The organism is Synechococcus sp. MIT S9220, from assembly GCF_014304815.1.
Taxonomy (GTDB): domain Bacteria; phylum Cyanobacteriota; class Cyanobacteriia; order PCC-6307; family Cyanobiaceae; genus Synechococcus_C.
Map to the genome: position 1 here is coordinate 473,773 of NZ_CP047958.1, position 11,686 is coordinate 485,458.

At 50.2% G+C, this 11,686-nt stretch carries 14 protein-coding genes; 3 read left to right on the forward strand and 11 right to left on the reverse strand.

Annotation, left to right across the window (positions count from 1 at the left end):
* Positions 1–33: 33 nt before the first annotated feature.
* Entirely contained in the window at positions 34–663 is a 630-nt protein-coding gene (locus tag SynMITS9220_RS02385; RefSeq protein ID WP_186990462.1) for a HEAT repeat domain-containing protein, read from the forward strand.
* Positions 664–671: 8 nt separating this feature from the next.
* Here SynMITS9220_RS02385 and SynMITS9220_RS02390 read toward each other — a convergent pair whose 3' ends face one another.
* The 5 genes from SynMITS9220_RS02390 to SynMITS9220_RS02410 all read right to left on the reverse strand — a co-directional run bounded on the left by SynMITS9220_RS02390 (position 672) and on the right by SynMITS9220_RS02410 (position 5,365).
* Entirely contained in the window at positions 672–1,574 is a 903-nt protein-coding gene (locus SynMITS9220_RS02390; protein WP_255483188.1) for a HEAT repeat domain-containing protein, read from the reverse strand.
* Between the two features lie 130 nt (positions 1,575–1,704).
* Positions 1,705–2,586, reverse strand: a complete 882-nt coding sequence (locus SynMITS9220_RS02395; protein ID WP_186990464.1) for a phycobilisome rod-core linker polypeptide — start codon at positions 2,584–2,586, stop codon at positions 1,705–1,707.
* Between the two features lie 311 nt (positions 2,587–2,897).
* Positions 2,898–3,395, reverse strand: coding sequence for a class 2 C-phycoerythrin subunit alpha (gene mpeA / locus SynMITS9220_RS02400; RefSeq protein WP_067095466.1), 498 nt, complete (start codon positions 3,393–3,395; stop codon positions 2,898–2,900).
* A 43-nt stretch (positions 3,396–3,438) separates the two neighbouring features.
* On the reverse strand, positions 3,439–3,975 hold the full coding sequence (locus SynMITS9220_RS02405; RefSeq protein WP_067095469.1) for a bleomycin hydrolase: 537 nt from the start codon (positions 3,973–3,975) through the stop codon (positions 3,439–3,441).
* Positions 3,976–4,168: 193 nt separating this feature from the next.
* Positions 4,169–5,365: a HEAT repeat domain-containing protein gene (locus SynMITS9220_RS02410; protein ID WP_186990465.1), complete on the reverse strand. Its 1,197-nt coding sequence runs from the start codon at positions 5,363–5,365 to the stop codon at positions 4,169–4,171.
* A 440-nt stretch (positions 5,366–5,805) separates the two neighbouring features.
* On the opposite strand from SynMITS9220_RS02410, the gene SynMITS9220_RS02415 reads away from it, so the two are divergent.
* Together SynMITS9220_RS02415 and SynMITS9220_RS02420 are read left to right on the forward strand one after the other, a co-directional pair.
* Positions 5,806–6,093 (forward strand): Nif11-like leader peptide family natural product precursor, encoded by a 288-nt coding sequence (locus SynMITS9220_RS02415; RefSeq protein ID WP_186990467.1) that lies wholly within the window; start codon positions 5,806–5,808, stop codon positions 6,091–6,093.
* A 44-nt stretch (positions 6,094–6,137) separates the two neighbouring features.
* The gene (locus SynMITS9220_RS02420; protein ID WP_186990468.1) at positions 6,138–6,359 is read left to right on the forward strand and encodes a Nif11-like leader peptide family natural product precursor; all 222 of its coding nucleotides are present in this window, start codon (positions 6,138–6,140) and stop codon (positions 6,357–6,359) included.
* 2 nt (positions 6,360–6,361) lie between these two features.
* Here the strand turns inward: SynMITS9220_RS02420 and SynMITS9220_RS02425 are convergent, their stop codons facing one another.
* The 6 genes from SynMITS9220_RS02425 to SynMITS9220_RS02450 form a co-directional block, all read right to left on the reverse strand.
* The gene (locus SynMITS9220_RS02425; RefSeq protein WP_074160749.1) at positions 6,362–6,667 is read right to left on the reverse strand and encodes a CpeR family transcriptional regulator; all 306 of its coding nucleotides are present in this window, start codon (positions 6,665–6,667) and stop codon (positions 6,362–6,364) included.
* Positions 6,668–6,670: 3 nt separating this feature from the next.
* The gene (locus SynMITS9220_RS02430; protein WP_186990471.1) at positions 6,671–7,282 is read right to left on the reverse strand and encodes a chromophore lyase CpcT/CpeT; all 612 of its coding nucleotides are present in this window, start codon (positions 7,280–7,282) and stop codon (positions 6,671–6,673) included.
* 25 nt (positions 7,283–7,307) lie between these two features.
* Positions 7,308–7,844, reverse strand: a complete 537-nt coding sequence (locus SynMITS9220_RS02435; protein WP_186990473.1) for a phycobiliprotein lyase — start codon at positions 7,842–7,844, stop codon at positions 7,308–7,310.
* 302 nt (positions 7,845–8,146) lie between these two features.
* Complete coding sequence (locus tag SynMITS9220_RS02440; protein ID WP_186990474.1) at positions 8,147–8,881, reverse strand: phycobilisome rod-core linker polypeptide; 735 nt, start codon at positions 8,879–8,881, stop codon at positions 8,147–8,149.
* A gap of 86 nt (positions 8,882–8,967) precedes the next feature.
* A complete protein-coding gene (locus SynMITS9220_RS02445) occupies positions 8,968–10,614 on the reverse strand; it encodes a phycobilisome rod-core linker polypeptide (RefSeq protein ID WP_186990476.1) in 1,647 nt (548 codons plus the stop codon).
* A 56-nt stretch (positions 10,615–10,670) separates the two neighbouring features.
* A complete protein-coding gene (locus SynMITS9220_RS02450) occupies positions 10,671–11,555 on the reverse strand; it encodes a phycobilisome linker polypeptide (protein WP_186990478.1) in 885 nt (294 codons plus the stop codon).
* Positions 11,556–11,686 lie beyond the last annotated feature (131 nt).

The following is an 11,686-nucleotide window of genomic DNA, read 5'->3' on the forward strand; positions in this document are numbered from 1 at the left end:
GTGTAGGATTGCTTTGAATTTGCAGGTATTTATATGGACGTGTCCGGCAATTCCATTGACTCTTTGTTTGCTGATTTAGTTCATCCAAATCCTAATATTCGCTTCACTGCTTGTTCGCTCCTTGCAGAGCAATTCCCTGAAGAGGCAATGCCTCGACTGTTCGAGTTGATGCATGATCCTGATCCAGGTGTTTATCGCACTGCAGTTAAAGCGTTAGGGATGATTGGCCATAAGAGTGTCCCCGAACTGATTCAATTATTCAACGCATCTGATAATGGAACTATTAGAGCGTGTTGTATTAAGGCAATTGTTCAGGTCTCGGTGTGTTTTCCTGATCAAGCTTTTTCACTCGACACGTTACTGATGTTAGAAAAAGCTCTAGATGATGGCAGCCCAGTGGTCGCTCAGTCCGCTTTGATGACTCTTGGCCACCTTTCCAAGCAAGCATCAGAAGAATCTCGTGTTATTCCGCTGTTGATTAAGGCTTGCGATAGCAGCAATATTGCACACGTTCAAGGTGCGGCTATGTCGCTAGCTGAATTAGATTCTCCTTTGGTTAATCAGTGCCTTCAAGGGTTGGCTCAAGATGAGAGAAAAGACGAATTAATCCGTGAAGTCGCTCAAGCAAGTCTTGAGAGGCGCCAGAGTTTGGGCCTGGATTGATCAGGTTTTTAGTCTTGTTCTAATACCTTAATTGCCACATTCATCACTGATTTGACTTTTTCGTCTTTTTCGATTGCTGCTGCATTTTTTAGCGGCCTGATGGCTTCTTCGGCTTCCATTTTCATCAGCGCCAGCGATGTATTCTTTCGGACTTGTACGGACTCATCGGACAGCAACTCGCAGAGTTTTTCGCTGGCATCTTCTGGCTCTAATGTTTTCCCAACCATCGTTGCTGCTTCTGCTCTGACCTCACTTGATTGATCCGACAAAGCCTTGAGGAGCGTCTTGCCCGCAGATTGGTATCTTCCCGATTGAATCTGCTCTGCCAAGACTGTAATGGCAGCGATACGGATTTCTATATTCTCTGATTGTATTGCGTTGTTCAGTGCATCCGGAGCTTTTGAGCCGATAAAGCTTAATGCCAGGTTGATCAGTCCTACTTGGAAGGCTGTGCAGTTTGGCTCGGTGAGAATTTTCAGAAGATCTTCAATTGCAGGGACGCCTATCGTTGCCATTGCGCCGGCTGAGGATCCTTGAACGACAGGATCAGGATCTGTTTTAAATGCCTCAATCAAATTAGGTAAGGCTTGTTCACTGCCAATCAGATTGAGCGTTTTTGCCGATGCGCGTCGAATGATCACATTTGGATTGTTCTTCATGGCATCGCATAAATATGGAATAGCTGCTTCCCCGACGTTCCCTAGGCTTTGGGCGAATGTCAGTCGTAAAGCACCCCGTTGATCTCCCAATCCAGCAACCATTTGTTTGATCGACGTTTGATCAGAGCTTGGTGTTTCTTGATCGACTAATTTTTGCTTGAGTACTTCGGCCAACTCCAAGGCTTCTTGCTCGGTAAGACCTTCTAGTTCATTGATTTGCTGATTAGATGTTGCCTCATTCATGGTTTTCATTCACTTGGATTGAATCTAATTGATTGTCTCGCCGCTCTGTTGGTCGGGAAATATCATGCCAAAGATTTGGCAAAAAAAACCCCATCAAAGGATGGGGTTCATGGTCTATTTGATCAAACTTAAGTTTGGATCAGAAGTGAACTCCGAAAGGACGGAATGCCACGTAATCGGTCATCTTGGGAGGCTGATGTCCGCTGTACTGCTGTTGGGGCAGTTTGACAGGAGTTTTCTGAACGGCAGTGTAAGAGAACGCCTGAGGCTTGGATTCCTCTCTGGATGCAATCGCCAGTGGGTTGATGGTGCGGCTGTTGCGGCCCTGGGCGTTGTCGCTGACGGCAACCTTCATGCCGCCAAGCTCACGCATCAGATTGAAGGAACGTGTGAACATTCCCGCATAGGAATCGTGGCTTCTTTCGTAGGGGACGATGTCAGAGCCAAACACCTCGGTGTATTCAGCTGAGTCGGTCAGCTTGTCAATCAGCGCATCAAAGCCTTCTTCTGCTTGAAGCTTGATGTGGTCCTGCACTTCTGTCTGGTTCAGAGGTGCTCGGCCGAGCAGGTGCTTGAAGTTCAGTTCGATGCCACGTTGGGCGCCTACGGCATGGAAGAAGTTGGTCTTGTAAAAGTCCGACTTAGCCAGGCCGTTGACGAAATCACGAACAGTGATTTCACCGTTCATCAGCCTCACTTCCAAAGAAGTTTCGCGCTGATTGTCTGTTGGAGGAAGATTTCCAAGGACTTGGCGGTAAGCAGCCGCGATCACGCGTTCAAGGGCTGCGCTGTTCTCTGGGCTGTACTGATCAAAGGTGACTCCGAAGGGGCACTCGGAGTGGAGTCTTGGCCCAATACCAATACCCATCGCGGAACAATGCTGACGCTTGTAATCAGCAATGGCGCCTGCAACGGTGCGAGGAGCGGTGTTTTTGCCGGCTTTGCTCGCTGTGGAGAACGAAGCGGGCCCTGTTCTGGTGGCTGACGTGAGGGCTTTCAGGCTGGTTTCTGTGCCGAGCATGATGAGAATTGGGGATAGGTGTGTTTGTTTGTTCCGAATTACCCCTGAAAAATGCTTTTAATCGTGAAGCTCAAGAGCAAGTCGGTTGCAAACTTTGATGCAACAAGAAATCAAGGATTTTTTGCTGTTGCCACAGATGATTGGCGTCATTCTGTTTTAACGCCCAATTGGCTAGTTGACTGAGATTATCTCGTGTTCAGCAACTTCTTGACTTGGCTGATTTCACCTTTCGAGTCGAAGGTAAAAAAAAGGGTGGGCAGAAATGCCCACCCATGTCACATTGCTGAATTGAATCAACCGATGAGCTGTGATCAGCCCAGGGAGTTGATCACGTAGTCCAGCAGGGTGTTGTAAGCGGTCAGAGCCTGGGGGCTCATGTCGCGAGGTGAGCAACCGTCGTTACGCATCTGGGAGAAACCAGCAACGTAGGTGCCAGCGTCGATGCTGAGGGCCTTGTAGACCTCTTTCTGGCCGTTGATAGCCAGCTCGTCCAGGGGGCCGGTGCCGCCGGTGACGAGGCAGTAGTTGATCAGACGCAGGTAGTGAACGAAGTCACGCTTGCACTTCTCTTTGCCTTCGGTGGCGCACTTGCGAGGCTGGCGGCCTGTAGCACCGTTGGGGTACTGGGCATACACAGCGTCAACTGCACGCTGAGCAATGGCGTCGTAGCCAGATGCCAGCTTTTCAGCAGCTTCCAAACGTGCAGCAGCACGCTGGATGGAACCCTGAACGGATTCCATGTCGGAAGCGGAGGGGAAGCGGGAAGCGCTATCGGCTGCGCCGACAACAGTGGTGATGACGGACTTCATGATGAAGGATGTGTGTTGTTTTGAACGATCAAACAGAAGTGGTTCAGCTGATGGCGCTGATCACCATGTCGAAGTAGCTGCCGGCTTCAGCAGACAGACTTGCGCAGTCACCCTGGGTGAGAGCAGCCTTCTTGACACCACTGTTGGTGTTGGTGATCAGAGCAGAAGCAGCAGCCTTCATGATGGCCACAGCGCGGGAAGCGGAACCGGTGGGAACGCCCAGAGCGGCGTAGGTTTCGCGGAGACCGTTCAGGCAGCGGTCCTGCAGCACGGATGCGTCACCGGCGAGCAGGGCGTAGCTCACGTAGCGGAGAACGATTTCACCGTCGCGCAGGCAAGCAGCCATTTTGCGGTTGGTGTACACACCACCGTTAGGGGCTGTCAGGCCGGTGTTCTCGCAACAGATACCTGCAACAGCATCAGAAACGATGCAGGCAGAGTTGCCGGAGATGGCGTTAACAGCGTCGAGGCGCTTGTTGCCATCAGCAATGAAGGACTTGAGGGAGGCCAGCTCGCCTCCGCCGATGAAAGCGCCGCTGGAATCGGCCGAGACGGCCTTCCGGGAGAATGCGTCGAGCATGGGTGCTTCGGAAAGTTTAGAGGGGGATGCAAATCCGCATCACGAATGACGTTAACCCTGCTTTCTGCCTCGCCACCAAAAGCAGATTGTCAGGACACACAAGTTTGCAAAACCAATTCGAAGGAAAAAATAAAAATTCCAAAGTCCTTAAGCAGTTGCCTCTGAACTCCCTGCGCCGCAGTCGAAGTGGTGGTTATGACATCTGTTTAAGCACCTGCTCGCAGCTCCATTTCAGTGGTAACCAACGCGTATTCATTTGAATGTCTTGGAGGAGCTCGATTTGGTCATTGAGTTCAAGTCTGAGACAGGCCCATGCAGCGGCAACTCTGGATTTTGCGTATTGCGGCAGCGTCTCAGCCAGGGCCGTTCGCACCAGATCACTGCGTTCGTGCACTCTGTTCAGTCCGATGACTGCTGTGAGTAGGTAGTTCGCTCCATAGTCACTCCAGAACTTGGCGTGAATGTGATCGATTGCCTCCAGCTGGTGTGGGCTGGGCATCTTCATCAGAGTGAGTGCGCCTCCGTACTGCTTGCCTTCGTCACGGTGCTGGAGATTTTTTTCGATTTCGCTCAGCGAGCTTTCGCAGATCCAGTCTTGTTGTAAGGCCATATTCAAAGGATTGTCCTGAAGCAGCCTCGTGATCAGTTCTGCGTAGGGGGCCGGAACCAGTCCTGTTTTCTCGGGATCCACGATTTGAAAGGCGCTCTTCGCTCTGAGCGGCATCGACACCGGAGATGACACCAGATGCTCCAGCACGGAACTCTCGCCGGCATCTCCTAAGTCGATCACAGCAGATCGGCGTCGCCCAGCGATGGGATCGGTGAGTTGAGGAATCAGGGGCTTCAGCCGATCGATCCGACCGTGAATCTTGGCGGCATAGGCACGAGCAGCCCCTGCAACGAGTGGATTGGCGTCGTCCTCCAGCACGGAAATTTCATGGTCTGCTTTTTCGATCCCAAGACGTGTGTGCGCCTGAATCACGGATCTTTTCTGGTTGTCGCTTCCCTTTAAGGCGTTGAGAAGAGCTCTGCGTTGCTCGTTATCAAGGGCGGAACCAATCTGCGCAATCGAGTCAACCGCATTGATCACTGAGGGTTCATCATCAAATCTCAGTGCACTGAAGAGTCCTGGTAAGGCGCGGGAATCTCGGCGTCGCCCTAGAGCTTCCAGCACCTTTCGGCGCGTAATTCGATTGAACAGATTCTCTTGTTCAAGGCCGATCGCTTCGATCAGAGCCTCAAGTGATTCATCGCTCTGGCATGCAGCAAGGCGAGTCGCTGCCGTGTATTTCTCTACAGGATTTTTGAGTTCTTCAGGGTTTGTTTTCAGTAACTCAATCGCTTTTTCTTCGGCTAGTCCGGCAAAGAGAACATCAAACCGTTCAGACATGATTGATGATGCCGCCTATTTCCTAAGTCTTTTTGATTCTACATCCCCAGCCCTCGCAAGGATGATCCCATTTTAGGTGTTTGTTTTTTCTGTTAAAATAGAGTGTCTTGTCTTGTTGTTATGCCTGCCTCTGCAGAAGCGGAACAAGCGTTGCCACGTTTTGTGGACTCGCTTCAGAGTGATCAGACAATTCGGGATCGGCTCAATCTCACCACTGATATAGAAACACTGCGCCAGGTCGTTCAATCGGTTGATGCCTCGATAACAGGGGCAGCTTTGATTCCCCTCGAGCAAGCAACGAGTGCAGCAAAGATTCTCGTGGATTCTGGTGTGATGGATCAAGCGATCTCTTGGCGGATGCTTCGCTGCCCCGGTGGACCGCTGGTCTTGCAAATGATCTGTAGCAAAGCCAATTTTGCAATCTGGATCGAGAGTTGCTGATGCATTCCGAAGAGCTCACTCGCTTTATTCACGAGGTGATTCGTTCTCACGAACTTGCGACTGGTTTAAAACCTCTGAGTTCTCATCAAGAGATCATTACCTACGGCCAGAATCAGGGTTTTGATTTCAGCGAAGCACAATGGAATGCATGTTATGAGCGTGAATTCTCCAATTTGTCAGTTTCCATACAACAAAAAGTGCTCAGTGCTGATCCCGAGCACTGGTCATGGGCTTTCCGTCAACTCACAGCTTGGAGAGCTATGCTGATGGAAGGAGCGGATAGTTAATTTGCTTAATTGCCGCGTTTTAAGCACTTTTTCAGAGCTTTTTTATGACTGATGGTAATCACGACGAAGTTCTTGAGCAATTTATTGCTTTAGCAAAGACAGATCAAGCTCTTCAAGATGAGATCAAATCGGCGCTGAATCAAGATCAAGTGATTGCGATCGCAGCTGAGCGAGGTTTTCAAATCGATTCGCTCGCAATTTTACGTAAGTGGAGCAAGCACACTGATTTCTCGACGCCAACTTGGATGGGTTGGTTTGGTGAATAGCTTTATGTATTGATATCTGCATATCGTGTTTGTTTCCCGCCACGTTTTGCCCAATACGTCACTAAATCTTCTCCTCCAGGTCGGGGCACACTGGCAACAGCTCTCAGGATTTTAAATGATCGATTTGGCCCCATTGGCCAATTTCCAACAGCTTTAACTTGTCGCACTTGACCACCAATTTCCAGCATACAGGCTTCAAATTTTTCAAGTTGTGTTTGATCAACGGTTTCAAATATAAAGTCAGTACCTTCGCAGATCAGATGTTGTGAACGGATCCAACCTTTAAGCTGTTTTTCGCTACTTTCCATTCACTATTTTTCTTCTTCGATCCAAGACGGAGTCACTATATCAGAGATATCTTCAATTCTTTTGAATTTGAGTGGTCCATGCTCCGAACCCCATTTCACCTCATCTGTCTCTGGGTCAAATCCTCGGTCTCGACTCACCCAAGTGTGTTGATTCACCTCAACTTCGCTAACTAAGTAGGTTAGTTTTCCGTCTCGAGGCACCAAACATTCTTTCCCTGGTTCAACATTTCCAACGTAATGATTTGCTGTTGTTTCTTTGAAATGCATTGAACAGCCGCAGCGTTTTTTGAGGCTATCGCTATCAAGCGAATCAAGTAATTCTGGATGTCTGCCAGATCCAGCCAGTCGTTCCTTATTATTAAAATCAAAGTTTTCAATCACAAAAACATCGTCTTGGCAGATGAGGCGATGAACTCCTTGCCTGTAGGGATCCCAAGGAGAGTAATCGTAAAACTGCTCTGAATAAAAACCAGGACCTTTGAAAACAGTCCAAGGTAATGGCCGGAAGACAATGTTGATGCGTGCGAAGTCTTTGGGCCTTTCTTGTGATTGAGCGAAATTATCGTAGATACCTGATAGTGTTTTCGCGAATCTGAGCTTATCTTGATTATCCATGGCTGAGGTTTTTAGGCTTGAGTTATTAGGTTGAAATTTTTCTGACTTCAGATGCAAAAGAAGACTGAAGGATTCCAGATCCAGCCGATGTTTTTAAGACTGAAGATCGACAGCGAACGTGCTCTGATATGAACCAGATGCGTTCTTCTGCTATTGATTGATCATAGTGAGTCTTAAGAATAAACGTGCCATCGTCAAGAAAGCGGTAGTCTGATTCTGCTGCTACAGCTTCTGCGTAACCCACGCTTCTTAGAAGTTTTCCCGATGTTTCGTCCGATGGGATCGGTACGATCAGGCAAGATCCACTTGAGACTTCGCTTGGATCGTCGGGTTCCCAGTCACTTTCAGCATTCCACTCCATGCTAAAGGGAGATTGATACTGACTATCAGAAGGTTGAGATGATGCTTTGATCAGCTCTGAAATTTTGTTTTGATCATCGTTGAATGCCTTGATTGATATTTCACTCAGTACATCTTCGAATTGTTGAAATGCAAGTGAGTGGCCGCTTCTCATAGAGCGCCATTCTCCGATGCTTTGAGCAACAAACTGCTCAATATTCATCATTAATTCTGCCTTGAGTGTCGAATCCTTCGGTGTTTTTAGGTAAATTGGCTTGCATCATGTTGACCATGGAGTCAACCATCATCGACATTGCCATGGGAACCGATGAAACAGACTTGTTGAAAGCGTCTGTTTGATTGGGGTCAGACCTGGTGGTGTCTCTAAGAATTGGCATGTCAGGGTGTGTCGACGAAAAAACTAGGAGTCTGTCCGGTTGATTGATGGAATTGGATTGGCGTTCACTAGCGCCAATCCAATTATCTCTGATTCAAAGAAGAATCAGCGGACAACTCCTTGAAGGGTTAAGCCTTCGAAATAGAAATGATCCGACCACCTTGGGCTTGGATGCTCCGAAGCGTTGCAGACATGGAGCTTTGAGTCACAACTGATTTCTGCATCACACGCCGATTAGCGCTGACCTGACGACTAGTCGTCCAAAAGATTGAGATTCCCTTGGCGTTGCCAACGCTCTTGCGATCGACAATTGCAGGTGCATTGCCAGTGGAGAGACTGCTCAGCAGTTTTGAACCATTGCTGGCTGCGTCGTAGCCTGCGTAGCCGGCATCAACTGCAATTCCACGTGTGTAGTTAATGGTTCGTCCGCCAGTAATTGATTCGCCTGATCGATTGTGGGGGACTTGGTCGATCCCAAAGGCAGCTAGATATTCTTCGCTGTAGGTGTAGCTTGCAATTTCTGCCTCATACCCTTCAGTGTTCATGCGGGTGACATGCTCCATCAGTTCGTTCTGATCATGAGGAGGTCGTCCCAATAAATGCTTGAAATTGAGCTCTACAAATTGATAGGGGCTCTTGTCTTCTAGGAAAAGTCTCTTGTAAGTATCAGATTGCGCAAGCGCTGTCACGAACCCTTGAACCGAAAGATCGCCATTCATAAACAAGGCTTCGAGAGACTTGTTGACGTCCAACTCCATGAGGTGACGGTTACCGAAAACCTGCTTGTAAATGCTTTGAATCACTTCATCAGCATGTCCCAGATCTGCATTGGCCTGGGTTGCCAGTGTGGTGGTTTCCGTCATGTCTCAGGTGATTAGGTGATGGGTCAATTTTTTAGGCCCTTTGATCATCAAAGGGCCTATTCAACAAGTCGTTGATGGAAATTCGCTTACATCACTTCGGTGATGGAGACGATTTTTCCACCTCTGGCATGGATGTACTTCATCTGGCTGGACATGTCTTTGCCAGACACCAAGTAGGTGCTTCCTGCAGTGCGTTGCCTGGAGCGTGCAGCTTGAGCTGCAACTACAATCCGGAAGCGCTTTTTGGTGGGATCTGGTGCACCAGATTGGGTGCCAGTTCTGTTGATTCTCGTTGTGGTGGAGCTCCATCCGCCCGGAACCATTCCTGTTGCCACTGAAGTGACCAACGAAGAACTGGTTAGAACTGTGTCGCTTGCCGCGAAACCTTCGGCCAGCTTGAGATGACGGTTGAAGGCAACCTGTGAGCGGCCGTCTTCGGAGAGAATTCGTGCGAAAGGCACGGTGTCTTCACCGAACGTGCTTTGGTATTCCTCGCAGTCAACGTAACTGCAAATTTCCGCGTCGTAACCACCTTCAGCAAGAATTCGAGTGTGCTCACTGATTTCTGCTTGGGATTTTGGCGCACGTCCAAGGAAATGCTTGAAGTTCAGTTCGATGAAGCGATAGGGGGCATTGGTCTCGAAGAAACGCTTTTTGTATTCGGCGGAAAGGCCAATCGCCCGCACAAATTCGCGAGTGCTCAGATAGCCATCGATGAATTTGCTTTCTGCAGATACGGACCGTTCGAATTCCATGAGATGGGGGTTGCCCATCACCTGCTTGTAAGAGGCCCGAATCAGTGCATTCAGTTGATCTGCACTATCGCCAGGACAACGTTGGAACGTTTCTTGCTCCCTTTGCCCCAACCCAAAGAACACGTAGGAGTCACCGCGCATCGGCGCGCTATCGCTGCCGCTGGTGATTCCAGGAGCTTTGCTTGGAATCTGACCACGCGAGAATGCTGTGGAGGGGCGGACTCCGATGGCTTCGGAAGGACGGCCGATGCGGGGGGCGATTCCTGACGCCATGCTGCTTGTCAGTGCACTGCTGCCTCCGCGTGCGCTGTCACTTCCAGCAAAGCTTTTTTGCAGTGCTGCCAGCATTGAGAATGCTGAGGTGGCCAGATCTGCGGGTGAGCTCCAAGCACGTGCATAGGGAACGATGTCACTGCCAAATACCTCGAGGTATTCAGCCGAGTCGATGATGCTGTCGATCAGTGCAGCGTGGCCGCATTCAGCCTGCAAGCTGATTTTTTGAGACACCTCAGCCTGAGAATGGGGTGCGCGACCCAGCAGATGCTTGAAGTTCAGTTCGATTCCACGTTGTGGGGCAACCGCAGAGAAGAAACGAGACTTGTAAAAGCTTGACTGCGCCAGCCCTCGGATGAAGTCCCTAACTGTGAGCCTGCCGTCTCTCAGTTGTGCTTCCAGTTCAGTGCAGCGTTCAAAATCCATGACGTGCGCGTTGCCGAACACCTGTCGGTAACTGGCAGCAATCACGTCATCCAGTGATGCCTGGTCGTCGGGGCTGTAGCACTCCGCTGTCACGCGGTGGGGACAATCCTCATGGCTGCGAGGACCAACGCCGATCGCCATCTGATCGCATGACTGTTTGAGGAATTCGCCAATAGTCAGTGCAGGCTTCTGAGCGTTTTGCCCTTTCCTTTGGAAGCTGACAGGGCTATTCCACTTGGTTTCAGCGCCGAATCCGTTCGAAGTTTGGTTGGTTGCCATGGTTCAGATCTAATGAAAGGTTGTTGGGTTGTGGTCGAATGCTTGTTCAGATGAGATCAGGTCACCGGAGTGATGCTTGCGATCTTTCCGCCTTCTCGGTGAATCCTTTTGAATTGCTCAGAAAGCTTGTCGAACGGAACGTAGAAGACCCGGTTGCTGCGGGTATAGCGAGAGATGCGCCGCAGATTGTTGGCGCTGTAGCCCGTGACTTCCACGCGGTACGTCATGCCCTCCTCGCCAGCACCTGCACCCAGTCGGGTCGGTGCATCCTGCAAATTGGTTGAAGGGCGGAAACTCCAGCCTGTGGCCTGAGTGGATGACGGAGGAACGACCGGAAGTGGCAGGTTCTGATAGGCCGCACCGCCAAGCTTGCTGCGGTTGCCAGCCAGATCACCCTTCAGGCTGCTGCTGCTGTTTCCACGCAACAACTGGAAGCTCCAGGTGAATTCCTGGAGAGTCGTGCAACATTCGGTTTTCCAACCGCGTTGATAGGGAACGGTCCACTCACCGAATGCATTCTGGTAATCGTCTGAATCCAGAAAACTGTCGATATCGGCTTCATATCCCTTGCTGTCTAGGCGTTCAGCATGGGTGCGCATTTCCTGGAAGTCTTCAGGAGCCCTTCCGAGAAAGTGGCGGAAGGCCAGCTCGATGTAGCGATAACGCGCGCAGCTGTCGAAAAAGCGTGTGCGATACAGCTCGCTCTTGGCGATGCGTCGCACCAGTTCTCGCACGCTGATTTCACCGAGCTTGAACTGCGATTCAGCAATGATTTGGCGCTCGCTTTCCATGACGTAAGCGTTGCCAAGCACCTGCTGATACACCTTGCGGATGACCTGCTCCTTCTTGGCATCGTCGTCGCCAGGGAGCAGTTCGAGGGGTGCTTCACTCTCGTCCGAGAAGCGCTCGACCCCCAAAAGCGAGGCAGGACCGAAGGGCATGAAGGTTCTCGCGATATTCGCAGGCCCTATCGTCTGTCAGAACTGCCGTGCGCGAGCGCCTTCTTTATAAAGCTCAATCAAGTGTGTCTAAATATTGCGTGACGTGACAATTCAGTGCTCCTGGAAGGGGT